Raw genomic sequence first — 20,600 nt, forward strand, 5'->3', positions numbered from 1 at the left:
TGACTCTCAGAGGAAATAATGGTCTATCAAAAGCGCTGCAAAGAGTAGCGAAAGATAGGTAATAGAAAAGCGGAAGGTCTTTTTGGCTAAAGCATCACTATAGGAAATAAATAAGGCGATGACATAGGCCAGGAACATTAAGCCTAGGACGATTGCCGAAACTAAATACACCATACCGCTCATGCCATAGATATATGGCAGCATCGTAGCTGCAATCAATATAAGAGTGTAGAGAACAATATTCAGAAGTGTGAAACGCTCGCCATGGGTCACTGGCAGCATTGGTAAACCCGATTGAACATAGTCATCGCGACGATACAAAGCGAGTGCCCAGAAATGTGGAGGGGTCCACACAAAAATAATCAAAACCAAAAGCCAGGCTTCTGCAGAAAGGGTGTTAGTCACTGCAGCCCAGCCCAAGGCCGGTGGCATCGCACCGGATAAACCGCCAATCACAATATTCTGTGGCGTGGCAGGTTTTAGTAACCAGGTGTAAATCACTGCATAACCAACAAAGGTAGCAAGTGTTAACCACATCGTTAATGGGTTACAAAAATTCCACAAAATAATCATTCCGAGTGAACCCAGAACAATTGAGAAAATAATAATGTGAAAAGGTGTGACTTCGCCGGTGGCTGATGGACGCCAAGCAGTGCGCTTCATCTTGGCATCAACAGCTTGCTCAATCAAACAGTTCACTGCAAATGCAGCACCAGCTAAAAGCCAGATACCAACAATGCCACCAAATAGCACTGGATACGGAACCATGCCAGGCGTCGCTAAGAACATACCAATCACTGCACAAAAAACAGCGAGCTGAGTCACTCTGGGTTTAGTTAAAACCCAATATTGACGCCAACGTGGCATAGCCACTGGTGCGCTTGTTTTAGAGTCACTCATATTTACGCCATCTTCTTTTGAATGAAAGGCTTCCAAGAAGCCCAATAACTCATTCTGACCAAACAGAATACCAAAGCCGCAGAGCCGGCAGTGTGTAATAAAGCCGCCAATAACGGCCACTGAAACACCACATTAGAAATACCAGTGATGACTTGCAATAAAAGCACTCCTAGCAATAGCTTAGCCACTTGACTAAGGCCTGCTAGAACTGGGGTTGCCAGCGCAAGAGCTCTCCAGCCCAAGGTCCCAAGTACAACCAATACCAGCATGGCAAAGAGGCGATGTGCCCAGTGGATTGTTTGCAAGGCCTCTGGAGAGATAAATTCTCCTTGCGCATTAAGGCCCAACTGACGCCAGAGAGTAAAGCCCTCACCCCAATTAGTCTCAGGCCAAGCACCTCCCAAACACATCGGAAAATCAGGGCACGCTAATACAGCGTAATTAGTACTCACCCATGCGCCTAGAAAAATTTGGATGAATAAAACCATAAAAGAAAGGATGAGGAGTTGCGCAGAAAGCGGCCGGACCCGAATGGTGCGAATTGTAGAGGACCTGTCCTCCCATGACTGCTGTGCATACGCCGTTAAGCAAGCCAACAAGACTAAGGCCAACATCAGGTGTGTTGTAACAATGATTGGCTGCAACTTCAGGGTGACAGTCCAAGCACCAAAGGCGCCTTGAATGCAGACCAATAAGAGCAAGCCCAAGCTGCCGAGCAAAGGATTTTTTCCCAAGGACTTCAGCTTAGAAAATGCAATAGCCACTTGTACCAAAATCAATGTACCTACTGTCATGGCTAAGTAGCGATGAATCATCTCAATCCAGGCTTTAATAGTTGTGACTGGCCCGGTAGGCCAAGCGCTCTCAGCTTGCTGTATATCCGTTAGCGCATGAAAAGGATTGGAAGTACCGTAGCATCCAGGCCAATCAGGGCAGCCCAGCCCAGAGTCAGTGAGGCGTGTAAATGCGCCAAATACAATTAGATCAAAGGTCATGAAGACCAAGACCCAATTGAGTTTTTGCAACAAGCTATAGCCAGGTTTTTTCCAAATGAAGAAGAGCGGTAGGCCAGCAAAAATAATAGCGATGGCTGCCAACTCCAGAAATAAAATGAAACTGGGCATTACAAATTCTCGCCCTTGTGATTTAACTTCAGAAGCTTTTCCAAGTCCTTCTTCATGCTAGAAAATTCTTTAGGAGAATTTGTCACTGGGAAATACATCATCTTGGCAGGACTTGGATCAATCAACTGAATTTCCTGTCCTACACCTTCTTTATTTAACCAAGTCTCAAAGTCAGCCCTTTGCTTTGGGTCGGAGGGCAATGTAAGTACCTTAAGCCCCGCCGTCTTTTCGTCATAAATCTTGAGGACCTCAGGGTCAATAGGCTTGCCATCTGTATTCACCCAGATCAACTGCAAGCGTTCGCTTTCTCTACCCATGGCAACTTTGGTTTGGCGCATGAGAAATAAAGCTTCAATACATTTCTCATCTTTGATGTGGCATTCGCCAGCTGGACGAGCAACTAAGAGAGTCCATTTACCCTGGAGGGGGGCATCAAGCCACGCCGTATTGAACTCTTGCGCTGGATATACGAGTGTTCCGAAATTGGTTTTTCCACCTTCAGGTTTAATCACGTAATAAGCAAAGTAAGAGGCGAGAACTGGTGAGGCACAGGCAAGCAATAACAACAACATCTGAATACGGCCACGATGCGTACGCGCATTAATCGCAGATGCATCCACCTGTGAAGCCGGAATTAATAACTCTTTATCACTCACTCTTGATCCCCATTCACTAATCCCTGTCGTTTATATTGCCGCAGGCCACTTAGCAACCAAAATAAAAATCCAGCAAAAGCCAAAGCAAACCACTGGAATGCATAAGCATAATGGCGATCGACCCCACTTGTCAGAGGCGCCCAATCGCGGATTAAGCCATCCTCTATGCCAACCTCAATCTCACGCAAGATAAAGGGCGCTTGACTCCAACCATGTAACTTGCCTTCAGCTGTTAAATCAAAATTTTGTTCAATTCTTGGTTTGTTTACATCGGCAGAAATCTTGCCGCTCCCAAGCTCATAGACTTTCCCGGGATGAGCAAATACAACGCCTTCAATATTGACTACTGTATTTGGGGTTTGCACGGGTGGGAGGGTTTCGCGATTTTCATTGTTGCGCGGCGCCCAACCCCGATTCACCCAAAGAACCTCATCTTTCCCTTCCAGCCTCAAAGGCATCATCAGGTAAAAGCCGGACTGTGCAGTGGCGCTACCAGCAGGAGGAATAGGTCTTGGCCTGTTATCCAGCCAAACTGCTGCCTCGGGAATATATCGCCCCCGAGCAATCATACGGCGCTCACTAGCCTCTTCCAAGGTCCATGGTGTTGCATTGGCACTTAATATGGGCATTTGTTGGCGAGCCTGTAAATTCGCTGCCAAGGCAATTTTGGTATTAGCCCTGCTCAGTTGCCAGACCCCAGCACCACAGCCGATCGTAATCACCAGCAAGGCTGATAAAGTAGCGACTATGCGCTTGGCAACGAGGGCAAAAAACAGCTTATTCAATTGAGGGATTTGAGATGAAGTGGATTATTCCTATTGTCCTACTAATGATTGTTTTTAGCTTAGGATCGGCTTTGTATTACATGATGAAAGATAGGGGAAATAGCTCCCGCATGGTTCATTCACTGATGCTACGCATTGGCTTGTCCGTCGCGCTATTTTTAGGAATTCTGCTAGCCCACTACTTTGGCCTCATTGAGGCTACTGGTATCAGGGTGGGAACAAACTAACCGTTACTGCACAAGACAAGAGTACTAAAACAAATCGGGGCTTTAAAGCCCCGATTTTTTATTCAACTTACATCCAGTAAACAGCGATGTACAAGCCAAGCCAGACTACGTCAACGAAGTGCCAGTACCAAGCAGCGCCTTCAAAAGCAAAGTGGTGTTTAGCAGTAAAGTCGCCACGAATCATACGGCGCAATACGATGGCCAGCATAGTGCCCCCAAGGAATACGTGGAAACCATGGAATCCAGTCAACATAAAGAATGTAGAACCGTAGATACCTGATGTGAGCTTCAAATTGAGCTCATGGTAAGCGTGGTAATACTCAAAAGCCTGGAAGCACAAGAAGATGAAGCCTAGGCCAACAGTTGCAGCCAAGCCAATAATGGCCTTCTTCATATGGTTCGCTACCAATGCATGGTGAGCAATAGTAATCGTCACGCCAGAGCTCAATAACAATAATGTGTTGATGGTTGGAATCGGCCATGGGCCCATAGTGGTGAACTTCTCAACCAATCCAGCAGGGCCATCATTTGGCCAGACAGCCTGGAAATTAGGCCAAAGTAATTTGCTCGTAACGTCACCCATCCAAGGCATTGCAATATTGCGTGCGTAAAAGAGGGCCGCAAAGAATGCGCCGAAGAACATGATTTCAGAAAAGATGAACCAAGCCATTGACCAGCGATAAGAAATATCAACGTTGATACCATTCTTGCCAGCATTGGATTCAGCAATCGTATCGCCGAACCAGTGATAGAGCACAAATAGAACCCATGCCACACCAACTAAACTTAGAGCACCGCCCCAAGAAGTGTGATTTACCCAGCCAGACATACCAGCGCCAAATGCAATTAAGCCGGCGGCGGCCATGGCAGGATGCCTAGATAGTCCAGGGACGAAATAGTATGGGGTTGAATTGGATGACATCTTATTCTCTCTATTCAATCAAAAAATAATCAATGGGACACAACTGCCTTCACTATCAACAGGAGAACGCCCATAAAAATCAAGGCGCCAACAACACCTGCAATGATAATGTGAACAAAACTGAGTGAAGCTACATCTTCCTGCAAACCTGATTGTTTACGCACCCCCAAAAAGCCCCACATCACGGCTTTCATGGACTGCATAAAACTACTTTTTTTCTTCATGACACCACCTTTGACTTTGGCGCAGGCGGTGTACCACCCATGCCCAGCTCAAAGAAGGTATACGATAAAGTAATGGTTTTCACGTCGTCCGGTAAACCCGCATCGATCACAAAAACTACCGGCATCTTCTTTGTTTCATTTGCCGCTAGTGTCTGCTCCTGAAAACAAAAACACTCTAACTTTGTAAAAAATTCTGTTGCGCTTTTAGGCGCATAACTTGGTATTGCCTGTGCTCGCACTTGGCGATTCTGATTATTAGTGACCTCATAAACAATCTCAGTCATTTCACCAGGATGCACTTCTAAAAAATTCTTTACCGGCTTAAAAGTAAACGGACCTCGGCTATTAGAGTCAAACTCAATCGTCACCGTACGTGCATAGTTAACTTGGGTATTGCCAACCCTGTTTGGGCTGAAGGCTCTGACACCATAGTCATTTTTGCTCGTTACAACATTAATCCCGGTAGCCTCACACAAGGCTTTATACATTGGGACTAGTGCGTAACCAAATCCAAACATCATTACCGCTGCAATTAAGAGCTTTAATAAAATCTGGCGATTCAGTGATTGAGTTGAAACCATCGTCATCGCGGGATTAACCCAACATACTCCGTTTAATCACAATACCAATAAAAAATACCAATACAACACTCAAAAGAATGAAGCCCATCCTGCGATTATTCGCAGCAAGGACTTGCTTCTCTGACGACTTAAATTCCTGCTTCACGCATTTGCTCTGCACTAGGCGGAGTTTCAAAAGTGTGATGTGGCGCTGGAGAAGGAATAGTCCACTCCAAACCTTTAGCTCCATCCCATGGCTTCATCGGTGCTTTTTCACCTTGACCACGGTATGCAGGAAGCACAACGAAGAACAAGAAATAGACCTGAGACAAGCCAAAGCCCAATGCACCGATTGAAGCAACCATATTGAAATCTGCAAACTGAGTAGGATAGTCGGCATAACGACGTGGCATGCCTGCTAAGCCCAAGAAGTGCATTGGGAAGAATGTGATGTTAAAGAAAATCAAGGAGGTCCAAAAATGGATCTTGCCGCGAGTTTCATTGGCCATAAAGCCAGTCCACTTAGGACACCAGTAGTAGAAGCCAGCGAACATTGCAAACAATGAGCCCGCTACCAATACATAGTGGAAGTGAGCCACAACATAGTAGGTATCTTGCAAACCGATGTCAATTGGCGCCATTGCTAAGATCAAACCAGTAAAGCCACCCATCGTAAATACGAAGATGAAGCCAATAGCCCACAACATTGGCGTTTCAAAGGTCATCGAACCTTTCCACATGGTTGCGACCCAGTTAAAAATCTTCACGCCAGTTGGAACAGCGATCAACATTGTTGCGTACATGAAGAACAGCTGGCCAGTTACAGGCATACCGGTTGCAAACATGTGGTGAGCCCAAACGATGAATGATAAGATCGCGATAGACGATGTTGCATAAACCATAGAGCTATAACCAAACAGCGTCTTTCTGGAGAAAGCAGGAACAATTTCACTAATGATTCCGAATGCTGGAAGAATCATGATGTAAACCTCTGGGTGACCAAAGAACCAGAAAATATGCTGGAACATGATTGGGTCGCCACCGCCAACTGCGGAGAAGAATGAGGTACCGAAATGACGGTCAGTTAGAACCATGGTGATTGCGCCAGCCAATACAGGCATCACAGCAATTAACAAGTAAGCAGTAATTAACCAAGTCCAGCAGAACATTGGCATCTTCATCAAAGTCATGCCAGGAGCGCGCATATTCAAGATGGTCACGATGATGTTGATCGAACCCATGATGGATGAGGCGCCCAATAAATGCAGAGCAAAAATAGCCATGTCCATGCCAGGACCCATTTGTGAGGTCAATGGAGCGTAAATAGTCCAACCACCAGATGGAGCACCGCCAGGAACTAGGAATGAACTGAACAACAATGTTGCAGCAACCGGAAGAATCCAGAAGCTAAAGTTATTCATACGAGCAAACGCCATATCGGATGCGCCAATTTGCAAGGGCACCATCCAGTTCGCGAAGCCAACGAATGCCGGCATGATCGCACCGAACACCATTACCAAGCCATGCATGGTTGTTAGCTGATTAAAGAACTCAGGGCGGAAGAATTGCAAACCAGGCTGGAACAATTCCAGACGAATTCCCAACGCCATAGTGCCGCCAGCTAACAAGCTAACAAACGAGAAGATCAAATACATCGTACCGATGTCTTTGTGGTTGGTTGCAAATAACCAACGACGCCATCCGTGTGGCGTGTGATCATCATGCGCGTGATCGTGTGCGTGGTCGTGGGTAGTAGAGACTGTGCTCATGGATTACTCCGGTTTCGTTTTATCTGTATTAGTTAATCTGATTTACTGGCCGCGTGCGGTAATAATTTCTTGGGTCTGAATCACTTCGCCCGTTTTATTACCCCATGAATTACGGGTGTAGGTAATAACGGCTGCGATATCTCCGTCGGAAAGGACACCGCCCCACTTCGGCATTGCATTTTTACCGTTCAGCAAAATATTAAATTGGCCTGCTTTAGGTCCATTAACCACTTTACTGCCATCCAATGCGGGGAACGCGCCAGCACCTTTGCCATTTGGCTGGTGGCAAGCTGCACAGTTCGCTGCATAAACTTTTGCGCCGCGCTCTTTCTGTTCATCCAAGGTATAAACCTTCGATGGATCATCGCCGCCTGCGCCCATTGCTTTTTTCTTCTCAGCAACCCAAGCGGTGTAGTCCTCTGGTGAAACTACTTTGACAACGATAGGCATGAAAGCGTGCTCTGCACCACAAAGCTCAGAGCACTGACCGCGGAATGTGCCAATCTTGTCGGCTCTGAACCAAGTGTCACGTACGAAGCCTGGGATCGCATCTTGCTTAACGCCAAACGCTGGAATAGTCCAAGCGTGAATCACGTCATTAGCAGTAGTGATCAAACGAATTTTTTTACCTACTGGCACAACCATTTCATTGTCTACTTCCATCAAATAGGTATTTGATTTGGGTGCCAAGTTGTTAATTGCTTCACGTGATGTTGACAAGGTAGACAAGAAGCTAATGCCTTCGCCTTCGCCCTTGATGTAGTCGTAACCCCACTTCCACTGATAACCAGTGGTCTTAATAGTGATGTCAGAGTTAGTGGTGTCTTTCATCGCCACAACAGTTTTTGTTGCTGGTAATGCCATGCCGATCACGATCAACAGCGGAATGACTGTCCAAATGATTTCAACAGTTGTGCTCTCGTGAAAAGAAGCTGATTTGTGACCCAATGATTTGCGATGCTTCAAGATGGAATAGAACATCACTCCGAAAACACCAATAAAAATCACTGCGCAAATGACCAACATCATCCAATGCAACCAATGAATCTCTTGCATGATTTTCGTTGCAGGAGGCGTAAAATTCAGCTGATTAACAGCTGGGCCACCAGGCATATTCTCTGCTGCATGAGCAAATGCAGTACCAAAAGCTACTGCGAAATAGAGCGAAGCCCTAGTGACTTTTCCAAATAAATTCATCTTATTCTCTGTTTATTGTCGTGAGCAAAGCAGCAAAAATGCCACAAAATGCCCAAAAAACGGTCTCAAGCTAATACTTACAGCCGTGATTATAGGGTTAATTAGATACAAGAACAAACCGGGTTAACCCAGCTTGAACCAATCTTGGTCGAGGTTTAAATGATAGTAAGCACTTACACTTAGGCAGAATCTCACCTAGTCTTGTGCCCAATTTGATTTAGATCAATGTAGGCGACGTTGTCCTTTGCCTTTGCGAGGTGCTTTCCAAGGGCCCACGCGTGCCCATAAACCACCTCTAAAGTGACTTTTTGCGGCAAAACCTCTTTTTCAATCACTTTGGGAGAGGTGGAATGCATCAATTTCAGCGCACTCATATCAGCCAGTAATAAAGTAGGTTTCTCGTAATCCAAAGTGAGGTACTCCATGTCCATTACAGGATCAGAAAACCATTCCCCAAGCAAAGCGTCTCCCATATCGTGCATATCCCAGGGGCTCAATAAATTCTTCAGCTTTACGTCCGGAAGCTCCAAGGCGCGCAACTCTTTTCCGGTATCGGGCCCTAAATAGCTAAATGTGATTAAGCCGCCCTCGCGCAGAACGCGCCAACACTCCTGCAAAAAATGCTTCGGATCAGGCAAATCGTGCAGTAAAAGATCGCTGAACACTAAATCAACAGAATTGTCGGGAATATCAAATCTTCCAGACGAGATGTAACTTGCGAAGGGGCTAGTGTTGCTGGCAAATAAGGATCGCCAATTACTCAGCGCTTTAGCGCGCCACATTTGAAATCCTGAAACACCTTTTTCGGTGATGCTAAAAATGCGCGCCCTTGGATAGCGCTGAGCGAGCGTATATAAATGCTTACCAGCAAAATCGGGCACCACTAAGATGTCTTTTACATCAAGCTTAACGATGTCTAATTTCTGCAGCATGCGATCTGCAATTTCGTCTTGTAACCATCTAAGGGGCTGGGTCATTGGCTCAGTATACTCAGCGCCCCATGCGATTTCCAGAGAACATTTTTCAAACTATTTGTGAGCAGCTTTTGCCAACAGCCTGCATTGCTTGTCAGGAGTTTCAAAAATCATCCCTATGCGATCGCTGTCTCAATCAATTGCGAGATGATGGCTTAATGAACTACCAATGCTGCTATCAATGTGGCATAGCACTTCAGGCACCAGAAATTGCAGAGCAACGTTGTGTGCAATGCCAAATCTCTCGACCATACTTTGATGCAACCCATTGCTTGGATCGCTATGATGGATTGCTACAAACTCCACTGCATGAATTGAAGTATCAAAAACGCATTGCATTTGCTAATGCCCTTGGCAGAACATGGAACTTACTTCTCAGTCAGGAGCTTGAAGATATCTCTGCTGATTATTTACTGCCAGTGCCGCTCAGTATTGAGAAGTTAACACGGCGTGGTTTCAATCAAAGTTGGGAAATTGCTAAACGAATTCAGTGTGGAGGGTATATTCAAAAATCACCTTATATGCTGCAGCGCCATCATTATGCAGAGCACCAGGCCGGCAGCACCTTAAGCAATCGCCAACTAGCCATTCAGGGAATGTTTTACCTTGAAGAGCGTTATATTCAGCAGCTCACAAACAAGACTGTGATTGTGTTTGATGATGTGATGACAAGCGGCGCAACTCTTAATGAAATTGCGCGCGTTCTGAAGGACAATGGTGTATCTCGCGTAATTAATTGGGTAGTACTTCGAGCTGCGCGACCAATCTAAAGAGTGCCGTATGTTTAATATTGTTTTATTCGAACCCGAGATTCCACCTAACACTGGAAACATTATTCGTTTGTGTGCAAACACTGGCGCCAAGCTGCATTTAATTGAGCCGCTTGGATTTCCAATGGAAGATGCTAAGTTGCGTAGAGCGGGCTTGGACTATCACGAGTTTGCACGCGTCAAAGTCCACAAAAATTGGGCGCAGTTTTTAAAGGATGAGCAACCCGATTCTCAGCATCTCTTTGCATTGACTACCAAGGGCTCAGGAAAGTTTCATGAAGGCAAATACGCGCCCGATGATTACTTTATATTTGGCTCTGAAACCAAAGGCATTACGGATGAAGTCAGAGACTCGATTCCGAATGAGAATCGCATGCGTCTGGCGATGCAAGATAGCAGTCGTAGTCTGAACTTATCAAATACTGTAGCAATCGTCGTCTATGAAGCATGGCGGCAGAATGGCCTTGCTGGCGGTCAATAACAAATTGACCCAGATGCTGTAATTACGATTCTATTTTAGGATCACGCCCCATGAGCTTTTTAACAGCATCATGTGGCTTCAATTTTCCAGAGAGCACTTCACCCATCATCGTAGTAATCGGCATGTCAACCCCTAGGCGTTTTGCCAAGTCGCCAACCGCCTCTGCACAAAGCACACCCTCAGCAACGTGACCAAGACTGGCAAGAACCTCAGGCAGCGACTTACCAGCAGCAAGCTCAAGACCAACGCGACGATTGCGAGAAAGGTCACCAGTGGCAGTCAAGATTAAATCTCCAACACCAGTTAAGCCCATACAAGTTTCAGATTTGCCACCGGCAGCCTTCACAATGCGCATCATCTCTGCTAAACCGCGTGTGAGAACTGCAGCGCGTGCGTTCAAACCCAAATCTAAGCCATCACCAATACCTGCAGCAATCGCCAAGACATTCTTAATTGCCCCACCCAATTCCACACCAATTAAATCATCGCTTGAATACACGCGCATATTGCCGTGATGGAAAGCGGTCTGCACTGCTTCACATAACTTAGGAGATTTGCTAGCAACGGTTAAAGCGCAAGGCATACCTTCACAAACCTCACGCGCAAAGCTTGGGCCAGATAAGGCGCCATATGAATGCGTTATTCCATGAGAGTGTATCTTGCTCTCACGCTCTACAACCTGGTGGGGCAATAAGGCGGTATTCGGCTCAAGACCTTTGCAGAGCCAAATAATATTGAGTGGGTGCTCAGCAATCTTTAAAGCTTGGGCGATTGTTTCTGAAAGCCCCGACATTGGTGTAGCAATGACCAATAAATCATCACTAGAAAGTCTTTTGATAGCAGTAGAAAAGTTGCTCTCAAACTTGAGGCCTCTAGGCAACTGAATCCCTGAAAGATAAGCGCGATTTTCAGCGCTCTCTTCAATTTCTTTTAACTGTTGTTTGCTACGAGACCATAAAACAACATCACCTTCTTGGAGAAAGCGAGCTGCTTGCGCGGCCATCGCCGTTCCCCAGGCACCAGCACCAAGCAGTGTCACTTTCATGATCTGTGGGCTCGCTCGTTGAGCTTAGTGAGGCTTACTCTCAGCGGCTGCACCATCCTTGGCAGCAGCTTCTTGTTGAGCTTGCATCAAACGATGTTCGTACATGCCGTGGAAATTAATCTCATTCAAATGAATTGGCTGGAAGCCTGCGCGACTAATAATGTCGGCAATATTTGAACGCAAATACGGGTACAGAATCGTTGGGCAAGCAATACCAAGCATGGGATCAATTTGCTCAACCGGAATGTTGCTAAATTCAAAGATGCCAGCTTGTTTTGCTTCTACCAAGAATAGTACTTTGGTATCGACTTTAGCAGTCACGGTGGAGCTTAGAGCCACCTCAAAGATCCCCTCACTTAAGGGTGCAACGGAGATATCAACCTCAACCTGCACTTGTGGCTCAGACGCAACCAACAAAATCTGCGGAGCATTTGGTTGCTCAAGAGATACATCTTTTAAGTAAATTCGCTGAATACGAAATCCAGGTTCTTTAGCTTGCTCGGCACTTGCCTGGGGTGCTGGGGATTTTTCAGTCATTGCTAACTTTCTTTGTATGTTTAATCTATTAAGCTAATAAGGGATCAAGCTTTCCAGCCCGATCTAATGCCACTAAGTCGTCATAACCACCAACATGCGTGTCACCTATATAGATTTGTGGAACAGTGCGGCGGCCAGTGCGTGTCATCATTATTTCGCGCTGGGCCGGATCACGATCAATCAAAATCTTTTCGAGATTAGCAACGCCTTTTTTAGTCAGCAACTTTTCCGCCATGACGCAGTAAGGGCAAACTTGGGTGCTATACATTGTTACTGGAGGCATCGATTTCTCCTTACTTCACTAAAGGTAGGGCTGCTGCTTTCCAAGCCAGCACGCCGCCATCTAAAGCGCCTACTTCGGCAAAGCCTAGTTTTTGAGCTTCGGCTACGAGTTTGCGTGACTGGGAGCCCGTTTCACAAACCAAGACCACTGGGTGCTTGCGGTCTAACTTGAGCTTTTCAATGGCTGCAGTTAAGCCAGCAGCATTGGCAAATTTGGCGCCAGGTAAATGCCCTGATTTGAAAGCCTCCTCCGAGCGCAGGTCCAAGACATAGGCTTTGCGACGATTAATCCAAATCGTCGCTTCAGTAGGCGTTAAGCCTTTCCCGCCAATAAGCGTAGATAATGAGGGTAGGAAAAGCGCTATGCCTGAAACCAACAGCAGGGCAATAAGCGCTAAATTATCAATTTGCGTAAGAAAGTTCATCACCAGATTATAGAATGGCTCTATGAAACAACTTGTCCTTATTCGTCATGGCGAATCCGCCTGGAACCTTGAAAACCGCTTCACTGGCTGGGCGGATGTCGACTTAACCCCTAAAGGCGCAGAACAGGCCATCGCAGCAGGTGAAAACCTCAAAAAAGCAGGCTATGAATTTGATATTGCCTATACCTCCGTTTTAAGGCGTGCCATTCGCACTCTTTGGCACGTGCAAGATGCCATGGATTTGATGTGGCTCCCTGTTGTTCATAGCTGGCGCTTAAACGAACGTCACTATGGCGCACTCACCGGATTGAATAAAACTGAAACGGCAACTAAATATGGCGATGAACAAGTTCATATTTGGCGTCGCTCCTATGATGTACGTCCACCGCTACTTGAGCATGATGATGAGCGTCACCCTAAAAATGATCCCCGTTACTCAAAGCTCAATCCTTCCGATATTCCTTTGGGCGAATGCCTGAAAGATAATGTGGAGCGAGTGTTACCCTTGTGGAATGAATCTATTGCACCCGCACTCAAAGCTGGCAAACGCGTTTTACTAGTAGCACACGGCAACAGTATTCGCTCACTCATTAAGTATTTAGATCAAATGTCTGATGAAGCCATCATGGAAGTGAACGTACCTAATGGTGTGCCACTTGTTTATGAGTTAGATGACAACCTCAAACCTATTCAACACTTTTATTTGGATTAAAGCAAAAGAGATATGCGCCAATTTCTAAAGAATTTCGCCCTGATAGCCGTTGGCCTTATCGCCGGCGTAGCAGCCACGATACAGCTCTCCGCGACCGCCCAGCAAAGCCCTCAGCTACCGCTGGATGAGCTTCGCACGCTCTCCAATGTCTTTGCCCAAATTAAGCGCGAATACGTTGAGCCTATTGAAGACAAGCAACTATTAACGGATGCTGTTAAAGGAATGGTCAGTAGTCTTGATCCTCATTCCACTTTCTTAGATAAAAAAGATTTTGCAGAAATGCAAGAGATGACCTCTGGAAAGTTTGCTGGACTTGGTATTGAAATCACTTCTGAAGATGGTGTAGTGAAAGTACTCAATCCAATTGAAGATAGTCCTGCTGCTCGCGCGGGTCTTCAAGCCGGAGACCTCATTACACGCCTTGATGACAAACCTGTACGCGGTATGTCTCTAGACAAAGCGGTACGCACTATGCGCGGCGAACCTGGAACCAAAATTACTTTGACGGTATTTCGTAAGAGTGAAGAGCGTAGCTTTCCGGTCACAATCACTCGCGCAGAGATTCAAGTTCAATCAGTCAAAACAAAAATTCTGGATAACGATATTGCTTGGGTACGCATCACCAGCTTTCAGGAGCGCACCGTTCCTGATCTTGCTAAGAAATTAACCGATATTGCCAATCAAGATCCAAAACTCAAAGGCATCATTCTTGATCTGCGCAACAATGGCGGCGGTCTATTGCAAGGAGCCGTAGGTGTGGCTGCAGCATTCTTGCCTGCTGACGCAGTTATTGTCTCCACTAAAGGCCAGTCCCCAGATTCAAAACAGGTATTTAATGCAACGCCAGCGATGTATCGCCTAAATGAGTCTGGCGACCCTTTGGCGGGTGTTCCAGCGATATTTAAGAAATTACCTATGGCGGTCTTGGTAAACGCTTATTCCGCCTCAGCCTCTGAGATTGTGGCTGGCGCACTCCAGGACTATAAACGCGCAACCATTATTGGAAAAACGACCTTTGGTAAGGGCTCTGTCCAAACCGTTCGCCCCCTGACCAATGATTCAGCACTGAAGATTACTACCGCTTATTACTACACCCCAAGTGGTAAGTCGATTCAGGCTTTTGGTGTGAAACCAGATATCCCAGTAGACCAAAACAAAGATGGTGATCCAGATGATGTCTTAATCACTCGTGAGATCGATAGCGAGAAACACTTACGCAATAAGCAGTCTGCTGAAGATAATCTGATTAAAGATCGCGAACAACGTCGCCTCGAAGAGCTGCAGCGCATTGAAGAGAAAAATGCCAAGAAGACTCCTGAAGAAAAAGAGAAAGATAAGAATAAGAAACCGCCTGAGCTAGGCAGTGCAGATGACTTCATGCTTTCTCAGGCAGTAGCCTTTATTAATGGCCAGCCCGTGAAACGCTCCTCATCCAAACTCGAATAATCTTTTAATCTCTGCGGCTGGCACATGAATGACGAGCAGTTACTTCGATACTCAAGGCACTTGCTGCTTGACGAGATTGATGTTGCTGGCCAAGAGAAGCTTCTCCAATCACATGCATTAGTCATCGGCGCCGGCGGCTTAGGTAGTGCTGCCGCCCCCTATTTAGCCGCTGCCGGAGTGGGACACATCACCCTAGTAGATCATGATGATGTAGAGCTCACCAATTTGCAGCGTCAAATCATGCATACCGAAAGTAGCGTTGGCAAAAGCAAAGTTGCTTCAGGAAAAGAATTTTTACAACGCCTTAACTCCAGCATTCAGATTGAAACCATTCAGGCTAAAGCCACAGCTTCGCTATTAGATGAACTGCTGCCAAGCGTTGATGTTGTGCTCGATTGCACAGATAACTTTTCAACCAGACACCTTATTAATGCTGCCTGCGTTAAACATCAAATTCCATTGGTTTCAGGCTCAGCTCTCAAGTTCGATGGTCAAGTGAGCGTCTTTGATCTGCGAAATCCAAGCTCACCATGCTATGCCTGCATCTTTTCTCCAGATGAAGTATTTGAAGAAGTCAGTTGCTCCAGCATGGGCATCTTCTCGCCTCTAGTAGGGATCATTGGAGCCATGCAAGCCGCTCAAGCCCTGCAGGTATTAATTGGTTTTGGAGAGCCTTTGGTGGGCCGTATGTTGCTTTGGAATGGGCGTACGACCCAAATCAATGAAATCCGTATTAGCCGTAATTCCGAGTGTTCGGTATGCGGCTCAGCCCACTAGGCAGCGCAATAAATAATTAAGACAGCAGTCGCTCTAGAGCCTTTGCCTGCTCTTCTGGCTCGTATGCCTTCAAGACTCTAGCAACGCGGGCTTTTAACAAGCCGACATTGGCCTGAAGAATTTCCCGCTTGACCAGCAATAACTGGCTGAAGTGCATTGAGAAATCCGTTAAACCCAAGGCAAGCAATAACTTCGTTAATGCAGGATCACCAGCCATCTCGCCACAAACAGCCACAGGCACATTAGCACGTTTAGCTTGCTCAATGATATTGGCTAATAAATTCAATATCGCTGGATGTAATGGGTCATATAAATGGGCAACTGCATGATCTGCACGATCAATCGCTAGTGTGTACTGAATTAAATCATTCGTTCCAATAGAAAGAAAATCGAATCGCTTAATAAACAAAGGCAGCACTAAAGCAGCAGCCGGAATCTCAATCATTGCGCCAACTTGGATATTCGGATTAAATGCTTTGCCCCGCTGATGCAATTGCTGTTTCGCTTTTTCAATCAGTCTAAATGTTTCATCAATCTCTTTAGCATGTGCCAACATCGGAATCATGATGCGCGCTTGACCATGTGCTGATGCACGCAGGATTGCTCTGAGCTGCGTTAAAAAGATTTCAGGCTCCGTTAAAGACCAGCGGATTGCCCGCAAGCCCAATGGTGATGTGCCTGTTTGAGAAATATCGCCGCCGCCGCCCAATGCCTTATCTGCACCAACGTCAATCGTTCTGATGTTGACAGGTAAGCCATGCATTAAATCGACTACGCGACGATATTCTTGGTATTGCTGCTCTTCATCTGGCAAAGCCTGTTTACGGTCCATGAATAAAAATTCAGAACGGAATAAACCAACCCCTACAGCCCCTAGCTTTACCGCCTGAATAGCATCTTCTGGTAATTCAATATTGGCAAACAACTCAATCTCAACACGGTCAGCTGTTTCTGTTTTTGCATGCTTTAACTGTTGGAGCTTGCGAGCTTCTTTGAGAACCTGAGCTTGTAGTTTGCGATATTCGGCTAGTAGCTGCTCATCTGGGGCAACTACTACAACTCCTCGATCGCCATCTAGCACCAACCAATCACCATGACGAATCATTTCGCTGGCATGGCGCACACCAACTACTGCGGGTATTTCCATGCTGCGCGCCACGATAGCCGTATGGGAAGTTTTACCACCCAGATCCGTTACAAATCCGGTAAAAGCATGCTCTTTAAAACGCAGCATGTCATGCGGAGCAATATCGTGGGCAACGATGATGGACTCAACGCCGATATCACTGGTTGGCAAAAAATCGGCATCGTTTAATGGATCTTTTTTCTGGGCATTTAATGCCTTAATCACGCGTTCAGCAACCTGACGAATATCGTTGGCGCGTTCCTTTAAATACGCATCCTCAATGTCTGCAAATTGCTCCAACAGATCATTCAACTCAGTAGTTAAGGCCCATGCTGCATTTAATCGTTGCGTGCGAATGAGTTTAATGGGCTTCTCAGCCAATGCTGGGTCCGCCAATATCATGCCGTGCACGTCTAAGAATGCCGCCATCTCTTGCGGGGCATCTTTTGGCAATCCTTGGCGCAATTGCTCAAGCTCTAGGCGAACCTGATCAAATGCGTCTAATAGCTTTTGTGCTTCAGCCTCTTCTTTACCAGCCTCAATCAGGTGATGACTGACTTCTAATGCTGCACGAGAAATCAGTACCGCCTTGCCAATGGCAATGCCTTTCGATACTGGAATTCCGTGCAATGCAAAAGTCATACTATTTACTCACCCTCACCAAATCGGTCATTAATTAAGGCGGTGAGTGCCTGCATAGCTTCATCCGCCTTTTCGCCCACAGTCTCAAGGGTCACAGTGCTGCCGATACCGGCCGCCAACATCATCACACCCATAATGCTCTTCGCATTAATTTGACGCCCATTACGTGACAGAAATATTTCACAGGGAAACTGAGCGGCTAATTGAGATAGCTTGGCAGATGCGCGCGCATGCAAGCCTAATTTATTGATGATTTCGATTTCTACCGAAGGCATAGTGTGCTGGCCCTTATCTATTCTTGATTTACTTTTGCACCTAAGCGCAAGATGCCATTCTGTCCACCAGCAAGGGCTTTTTGCGCCAAGTCTTCCAGATTTTCTCCGCGATGAGAAATGCAACGCATCAGCATAGGAAGGTTTAATCCCGCCAACACAATTACAGGCGCATTCAATCCCGATAAAGGACCCAAGGCCTCTAACTTTGAGGCCACATTAGCAGGAGTTGCACCCATAACATCTGTCAGGATTAAGACGCCGTTGCCTGTGTTCACACCATAAGCCGCCTTCATCACGCGATCAAAGCTTGCCTTGGTATCTTCATGAGGAGGGATATCCACTGCTCGAACACGCTCAGGCAATACACCAAAAGTATGCTCAGCAAACCCCAGCATTGCGCTGGCAACCGGTGTGTGAGCAACGATGACAATTCCAACCATATTTATGCCAATGCTTTCTCTAGCGCTGCCAACCAAAATTGCGCAACATTAAAGTTGCTTTGGTCAGTAATTTCAACAAAACAAGTAGGGCTCGTCACATTAATTTCGGTGAGATAACCACCAATTAAATCCAACCCTACCAAGAATAATCCACGCTGATTTAAAACAGGGGCTAATTTTTCAGCAATCCCTTTTTCGGTCTCGGTTAAAGGCATCGCTACGCCTTTGCCACCGGCAGCCAAATTACCCCGAATTTCGCTACCCTGCGGAATGCGAGCTAGCGCAAATGGCACTACCTCTCCGCCAATTAAAAGCACCCGTTTGTCGCCCTGGGCAATTTCTGGCAGAAAACGCTGAACCATCAGGGTTCTTGCGCCATTCTCGCCAAGCGTTTCTACAATGCTAGCAAGATTGAGTCCATCAGCCCCAACCCTAAATACACCCATGCCGCCCATGCCATCTAAAGGCTTAATCACGATATCGCGATGTTCCTGATGAAAAAGCTCTACCGCAGCTAATTCACGCGTGACCAAGGTAGGCGGAATCAGTTCTGGAAACTCTGTAATAGATAGTTTTTCTGAATGATCTCGAACAGCGCTTGGCTCGTTAAATACTTTCGCGCCCTGACGTACTGCAGCCGATAACAACCAAGTGGTATTGAGATATTCAATATCGAAAGGAGGGTCTGTGCGCATGAGCACAGCAGAAAAAGACTTGAGTGTTCGAGACTCAATCTCACCCAACTCAAACCAGTTCGTGGAGCCGGGCTTAATCACTAAAGATTGGCAATCAGCTACTACGAAATCATCTCTCCACAACACATTGCGACTTTGACAAAACCATAAGTAGTGCCCAGCCTCTTGCGCTGCTCGCATCATTGCGAGTGTGGAATCTTTTTGAATCTTAAAAGATTCAAGGGGGTCTGCAATAAAAAGAAGGTTCATTATTTCTATTGAGAGATTGGTGATTTATTTATGCAGCTTCAGCATTGGGATCGGTTCGCTCTAGCTCCAATGATGCAGCAAGCAGCGCTAAGCGAGCAACCACACCATACAGATAGAAGCGATTTGGAGCGGCGCTACCTGGCTTAGCCCCTAGATCAGGCATCGAGTTTTGCTCGAAGGCTAGAGGTACAAAATGCATGCCGGGAGCGTTCAGGTTCTCATCTGGCCCACGGTCAGTATGAACACGATAGAAGCCGCCAATGACATAGCGATCAATCATGTACACCACGGGCTCAGCAACCGCTTCATTGACCTTCTCGAAGGTATACACACCCTCCTGAATCAATACATCACTGACCTCAAGGCCTTCCTTGACCACACTCATCTTGTTGCGGTCTTTACGATTCAAGCCCTTTAACTGCGCGGGATCATTGACTACCATCACACCCATGCCATAAGTACCAGCATCAGCTTTTACTACGACATAAGGCTTCTCTTTAATACCGTATTCACGATACTTCTTAGCAGTCTTTTTCAAGACTTGTTCTACGGCAGTTTGAAGTTCGTCTTCGCCCTTACGCTCGTGAAAATTAATATTGGAGCAACTAGTAAAGTAAGGGTTGATCATCCATGGATCGATATCTACAACTTTGGCAAATTTCTTTGCCACCTCTTCATAGGCGGCAAAGTGATTTGATTTACGACGAACATGCCAACCAGCATGTAAGCCCGGCAGCAAGTACTGCTCATAGATATTCTCCAGAATCGGAGGAATGCCTGCGGATAAGTCGTTATTTAACAGGATCGAGCAAGGATCAAAATCTTTTAACCCTAAACGTTGTTTCTTGAGACCTAATCGAGAAAGTGGCTCCATCAACAAGCGATTGCCATCGGGTAAATCAATCCAGGTTGGCTTCTTAATTTCTTCAGAGAAAGTACCTAGTCGAACATTTAAGCCAGCTTGACGCAAAATCGAAGACAAGCGCGCAATGTTCTGCAAATAGAAAGTATTGCGTGTATGTCGTTCTGGTATCAGCAATAAGTTTTTGGCCTCAGGGCAAATCTTCTCAATGGCAGCCATGGCAGCCTGAACAGCAAGCGGCAACATCTGCGGCGAAAGGTTATTAAACCCTCCTGGGAAAAGATTGGTATCAACTGGAGCTAACTTAAAGCCAGAATTGCGTAAATCGACAGAACAGTAGAAAGGCGGGGTATGTTCTTGCCATTCCAGCCTGAACCAACGCTCAATGGTTGGGGTCGCTTCTAGAACCTTTGACTCTAATTCGAGCAAAGGGCCGGTGAGTGCAGTAATGAGATGTGGAACCATTCCACCATTGTAAGATTATTAAAAGAAAGACGC

The 20,600-nt window shown here is 46.2% G+C and carries 26 protein-coding genes; 6 read left to right on the plus strand and 20 right to left on the minus strand.

The window, feature by feature from the left end:
* Positions 1 to 6: 6 nt before the first annotated feature.
* Genes cyoE through VC182_RS05025 form a run of 4 tightly spaced genes read right to left on the minus strand, consistent with a single transcriptional unit; the run spans position 7 to position 3,465 of the window.
* A complete protein-coding gene (cyoE, locus tag VC182_RS05010) occupies positions 7 to 900 on the minus strand; it encodes a heme o synthase (RefSeq protein WP_215362267.1) in 894 nt (297 codons plus the stop codon).
* A 2-nt stretch (positions 901 to 902) separates the two neighbouring features.
* On the minus strand, positions 903 to 2,024 hold the full coding sequence (locus VC182_RS05015; protein WP_323484685.1) for a COX15/CtaA family protein: 1,122 nt from the start codon (positions 2,022 to 2,024) through the stop codon (positions 903 to 905).
* On the minus strand, positions 2,024 to 2,680 hold the full coding sequence (locus tag VC182_RS05020; RefSeq protein WP_323484686.1) for a hypothetical protein: 657 nt from the start codon (positions 2,678 to 2,680) through the stop codon (positions 2,024 to 2,026). Before VC182_RS05020 ends, VC182_RS05015 begins: the two co-directional genes overlap by 1 nt.
* A complete protein-coding gene (locus VC182_RS05025) occupies positions 2,677 to 3,465 on the minus strand; it encodes an SURF1 family protein (RefSeq protein WP_323484687.1) in 789 nt (262 codons plus the stop codon). The genes VC182_RS05020 and VC182_RS05025 overlap by 4 nt, the downstream gene beginning before the upstream one ends.
* A 14-nt stretch (positions 3,466 to 3,479) precedes the next feature.
* Between VC182_RS05025 and VC182_RS05030 the strand changes: the two genes are divergently transcribed.
* Entirely contained in the window at positions 3,480 to 3,692 is a 213-nt protein-coding gene (locus tag VC182_RS05030; protein WP_072582679.1) for a twin transmembrane helix small protein, read from the plus strand.
* A gap of 67 nt (positions 3,693 to 3,759) precedes the next feature.
* Here VC182_RS05030 and VC182_RS05035 read toward each other — a convergent pair whose 3' ends face one another.
* From VC182_RS05035 to VC182_RS05065, 7 genes are all read right to left on the minus strand, one after another.
* A complete protein-coding gene (locus VC182_RS05035; protein ID WP_216120179.1) occupies positions 3,760 to 4,614 on the minus strand; it encodes a cytochrome c oxidase subunit 3 in 855 nt (284 codons plus the stop codon).
* A 29-nt stretch (positions 4,615 to 4,643) separates the two neighbouring features.
* Positions 4,644 to 4,838, minus strand: coding sequence for a DUF2970 domain-containing protein (locus VC182_RS05040; protein ID WP_072582677.1), 195 nt, complete (start codon positions 4,836 to 4,838; stop codon positions 4,644 to 4,646).
* Positions 4,835 to 5,419, minus strand: coding sequence for a cytochrome c oxidase assembly protein (locus VC182_RS05045; RefSeq protein WP_216191285.1), 585 nt, complete (start codon positions 5,417 to 5,419; stop codon positions 4,835 to 4,837). The genes VC182_RS05040 and VC182_RS05045 overlap by 4 nt, the downstream gene beginning before the upstream one ends.
* A gap of 13 nt (positions 5,420 to 5,432) precedes the next feature.
* A complete protein-coding gene (locus VC182_RS05050) occupies positions 5,433 to 5,648 on the minus strand; it encodes a cytochrome oxidase small assembly protein (protein ID WP_323484688.1) in 216 nt (71 codons plus the stop codon).
* Positions 5,548 to 7,167 carry a cytochrome c oxidase subunit I gene (gene ctaD, locus VC182_RS05055; RefSeq protein ID WP_323484689.1) on the minus strand — a complete coding sequence of 540 codons (1,620 nt, stop codon included), beginning with the start codon at positions 7,165 to 7,167 and terminating at the stop codon, positions 5,548 to 5,550. Before ctaD ends, VC182_RS05050 begins: the two co-directional genes overlap by 101 nt.
* Before the next feature lie 42 nt (positions 7,168 to 7,209).
* Positions 7,210 to 8,280, minus strand: coding sequence for a cytochrome c oxidase subunit II (gene coxB / locus VC182_RS05060; RefSeq protein WP_416350576.1), 1,071 nt, complete (start codon positions 8,278 to 8,280; stop codon positions 7,210 to 7,212).
* A 275-nt stretch (positions 8,281 to 8,555) separates the two neighbouring features.
* Positions 8,556 to 9,341, minus strand: a complete 786-nt coding sequence (locus VC182_RS05065; protein WP_323484691.1) for a methyltransferase domain-containing protein — start codon at positions 9,339 to 9,341, stop codon at positions 8,556 to 8,558.
* A gap of 23 nt (positions 9,342 to 9,364) precedes the next feature.
* Here VC182_RS05065 and VC182_RS05070 point away from each other — a divergent pair, with 23 nt between their 5' ends.
* Positions 9,365 to 10,108 (plus strand): ComF family protein, encoded by a 744-nt coding sequence (locus VC182_RS05070; RefSeq protein WP_323484692.1) that lies wholly within the window; start codon positions 9,365 to 9,367, stop codon positions 10,106 to 10,108.
* A gap of 10 nt (positions 10,109 to 10,118) precedes the next feature.
* Entirely contained in the window at positions 10,119 to 10,589 is a 471-nt protein-coding gene (gene trmL, locus VC182_RS05075) for a tRNA (uridine(34)/cytosine(34)/5-carboxymethylaminomethyluridine(34)-2'-O)-methyltransferase TrmL (protein ID WP_216120166.1), read from the plus strand.
* A 22-nt stretch (positions 10,590 to 10,611) separates the two neighbouring features.
* Here trmL and VC182_RS05080 read toward each other — a convergent pair whose 3' ends face one another.
* The 4 genes from VC182_RS05080 to VC182_RS05095 are packed head-to-tail and all read right to left on the minus strand — an operon-like array spanning position 10,612 to position 12,878.
* Positions 10,612 to 11,634 carry an NAD(P)H-dependent glycerol-3-phosphate dehydrogenase gene (locus tag VC182_RS05080; protein ID WP_323484693.1) on the minus strand — a complete coding sequence of 341 codons (1,023 nt, stop codon included), beginning with the start codon at positions 11,632 to 11,634 and terminating at the stop codon, positions 10,612 to 10,614.
* 24 nt (positions 11,635 to 11,658) lie between these two features.
* Positions 11,659 to 12,171, minus strand: coding sequence for a protein-export chaperone SecB (secB, locus tag VC182_RS05085; protein ID WP_323484694.1), 513 nt, complete (start codon positions 12,169 to 12,171; stop codon positions 11,659 to 11,661).
* A gap of 28 nt (positions 12,172 to 12,199) precedes the next feature.
* Entirely contained in the window at positions 12,200 to 12,454 is a 255-nt protein-coding gene (gene grxC, locus VC182_RS05090; protein ID WP_072582670.1) for a glutaredoxin 3, read from the minus strand.
* 10 nt (positions 12,455 to 12,464) lie between these two features.
* Positions 12,465 to 12,878, minus strand: a complete 414-nt coding sequence (locus VC182_RS05095) for a rhodanese-like domain-containing protein (protein ID WP_072582669.1) — start codon at positions 12,876 to 12,878, stop codon at positions 12,465 to 12,467.
* A 22-nt stretch (positions 12,879 to 12,900) separates the two neighbouring features.
* On the opposite strand from VC182_RS05095, the gene gpmA reads away from it, so the two are divergent.
* From gpmA to VC182_RS05110, 3 genes are read left to right on the plus strand one after another with little or no spacing between them, the layout of a single operon-like run.
* Positions 12,901 to 13,590: a 2,3-diphosphoglycerate-dependent phosphoglycerate mutase gene (gene gpmA / locus VC182_RS05100; protein WP_323484695.1), complete on the plus strand. Its 690-nt coding sequence runs from the start codon at positions 12,901 to 12,903 to the stop codon at positions 13,588 to 13,590.
* A gap of 12 nt (positions 13,591 to 13,602) precedes the next feature.
* Complete coding sequence (locus VC182_RS05105) at positions 13,603 to 15,036, plus strand: S41 family peptidase (RefSeq protein ID WP_323484696.1); 1,434 nt, start codon at positions 13,603 to 13,605, stop codon at positions 15,034 to 15,036.
* A 24-nt stretch (positions 15,037 to 15,060) separates the two neighbouring features.
* Positions 15,061 to 15,813 carry a HesA/MoeB/ThiF family protein gene (locus VC182_RS05110; RefSeq protein ID WP_323484697.1) on the plus strand — a complete coding sequence of 251 codons (753 nt, stop codon included), beginning with the start codon at positions 15,061 to 15,063 and terminating at the stop codon, positions 15,811 to 15,813.
* A 16-nt stretch (positions 15,814 to 15,829) separates the two neighbouring features.
* Here VC182_RS05110 and ptsP read toward each other — a convergent pair whose 3' ends face one another.
* From ptsP to gshA, 5 genes are read right to left on the minus strand one after another with little or no spacing between them, the layout of a single operon-like run.
* Positions 15,830 to 17,581, minus strand: a complete 1,752-nt coding sequence (ptsP, locus tag VC182_RS05115) for a phosphoenolpyruvate--protein phosphotransferase (protein ID WP_323484698.1) — start codon at positions 17,579 to 17,581, stop codon at positions 15,830 to 15,832.
* A gap of 5 nt (positions 17,582 to 17,586) precedes the next feature.
* Positions 17,587 to 17,856 (minus strand): HPr family phosphocarrier protein, encoded by a 270-nt coding sequence (locus tag VC182_RS05120; RefSeq protein WP_072582664.1) that lies wholly within the window; start codon positions 17,854 to 17,856, stop codon positions 17,587 to 17,589.
* Between the two features lie 17 nt (positions 17,857 to 17,873).
* Complete coding sequence (locus VC182_RS05125; protein ID WP_083564218.1) at positions 17,874 to 18,296, minus strand: PTS sugar transporter subunit IIA; 423 nt, start codon at positions 18,294 to 18,296, stop codon at positions 17,874 to 17,876.
* Between the two features lie 2 nt (positions 18,297 to 18,298).
* A complete protein-coding gene (gshB, locus tag VC182_RS05130; protein ID WP_323484699.1) occupies positions 18,299 to 19,240 on the minus strand; it encodes a glutathione synthase in 942 nt (313 codons plus the stop codon).
* Between the two features lie 28 nt (positions 19,241 to 19,268).
* Entirely contained in the window at positions 19,269 to 20,567 is a 1,299-nt protein-coding gene (gene gshA, locus VC182_RS05135; RefSeq protein WP_072582662.1) for a glutamate--cysteine ligase, read from the minus strand.
* Positions 20,568 to 20,600: the final 33 nt, after the last annotated feature.

It is taken from the genome of Polynucleobacter sp. AP-Nickl1-40-C4 (assembly GCF_035012665.1).
Taxonomy (GTDB): Bacteria; Pseudomonadota; Gammaproteobacteria; order Burkholderiales; family Burkholderiaceae; genus Polynucleobacter.

Coding starts and splice junctions, on each gene's coding strand:
- VC182_RS05105 (WP_323484696.1), top strand. CDS start 13,603: ATGCGCCAATTTCTAAAGAATTTCGCCCTGATAGCCGTTGGCCTTATC.
- VC182_RS05125 (WP_083564218.1), bottom strand. CDS start 18,296: ATGGTTGGAATTGTCATCGTTGCTCACACACCGGTTGCCAGCGCAATG.
- VC182_RS05050 (WP_323484688.1), bottom strand. CDS start 5,648: ATGGAGCTAAAGGTTTGGAGTGGACTATTCCTTCTCCAGCGCCACATC.
- VC182_RS05110 (WP_323484697.1), top strand. CDS start 15,061: ATGAATGACGAGCAGTTACTTCGATACTCAAGGCACTTGCTGCTTGAC.
- VC182_RS05045 (WP_216191285.1), bottom strand. CDS start 5,419: ATGGTTTCAACTCAATCACTGAATCGCCAGATTTTATTAAAGCTCTTA.
- cyoE (WP_215362267.1), bottom strand. CDS start 900: ATGAGTGACTCTAAAACAAGCGCACCAGTGGCTATGCCACGTTGGCGT.
- VC182_RS05040 (WP_072582677.1), bottom strand. CDS start 4,838: ATGAAGAAAAAAAGTAGTTTTATGCAGTCCATGAAAGCCGTGATGTGG.
- VC182_RS05015 (WP_323484685.1), bottom strand. CDS start 2,024: ATGCCCAGTTTCATTTTATTTCTGGAGTTGGCAGCCATCGCTATTATT.
- VC182_RS05030 (WP_072582679.1), top strand. CDS start 3,480: ATGAAGTGGATTATTCCTATTGTCCTACTAATGATTGTTTTTAGCTTA.
- VC182_RS05065 (WP_323484691.1), bottom strand. CDS start 9,341: ATGACCCAGCCCCTTAGATGGTTACAAGACGAAATTGCAGATCGCATG.
- VC182_RS05120 (WP_072582664.1), bottom strand. CDS start 17,856: ATGCCTTCGGTAGAAATCGAAATCATCAATAAATTAGGCTTGCATGCG.
- coxB (WP_416350576.1), bottom strand. CDS start 8,280: ATGCCTGGTGGCCCAGCTGTTAATCAGCTGAATTTTACGCCTCCTGCA.
- VC182_RS05070 (WP_323484692.1), top strand. CDS start 9,365: ATGCGATTTCCAGAGAACATTTTTCAAACTATTTGTGAGCAGCTTTTG.
- gpmA (WP_323484695.1), top strand. CDS start 12,901: ATGAAACAACTTGTCCTTATTCGTCATGGCGAATCCGCCTGGAACCTT.
- VC182_RS05080 (WP_323484693.1), bottom strand. CDS start 11,634: ATGAAAGTGACACTGCTTGGTGCTGGTGCCTGGGGAACGGCGATGGCC.
- VC182_RS05035 (WP_216120179.1), bottom strand. CDS start 4,614: ATGTCATCCAATTCAACCCCATACTATTTCGTCCCTGGACTATCTAGG.
- gshB (WP_323484699.1), bottom strand. CDS start 19,240: ATGAACCTTCTTTTTATTGCAGACCCCCTTGAATCTTTTAAGATTCAA.
- ctaD (WP_323484689.1), bottom strand. CDS start 7,167: ATGAGCACAGTCTCTACTACCCACGACCACGCACACGATCACGCGCAT.
- grxC (WP_072582670.1), bottom strand. CDS start 12,454: ATGCCTCCAGTAACAATGTATAGCACCCAAGTTTGCCCTTACTGCGTC.
- secB (WP_323484694.1), bottom strand. CDS start 12,171: ATGACTGAAAAATCCCCAGCACCCCAGGCAAGTGCCGAGCAAGCTAAA.
- gshA (WP_072582662.1), bottom strand. CDS start 20,567: ATGGTTCCACATCTCATTACTGCACTCACCGGCCCTTTGCTCGAATTA.
- ptsP (WP_323484698.1), bottom strand. CDS start 17,581: ATGACTTTTGCATTGCACGGAATTCCAGTATCGAAAGGCATTGCCATT.
- trmL (WP_216120166.1), top strand. CDS start 10,119: ATGTTTAATATTGTTTTATTCGAACCCGAGATTCCACCTAACACTGGA.
- VC182_RS05095 (WP_072582669.1), bottom strand. CDS start 12,878: ATGAACTTTCTTACGCAAATTGATAATTTAGCGCTTATTGCCCTGCTG.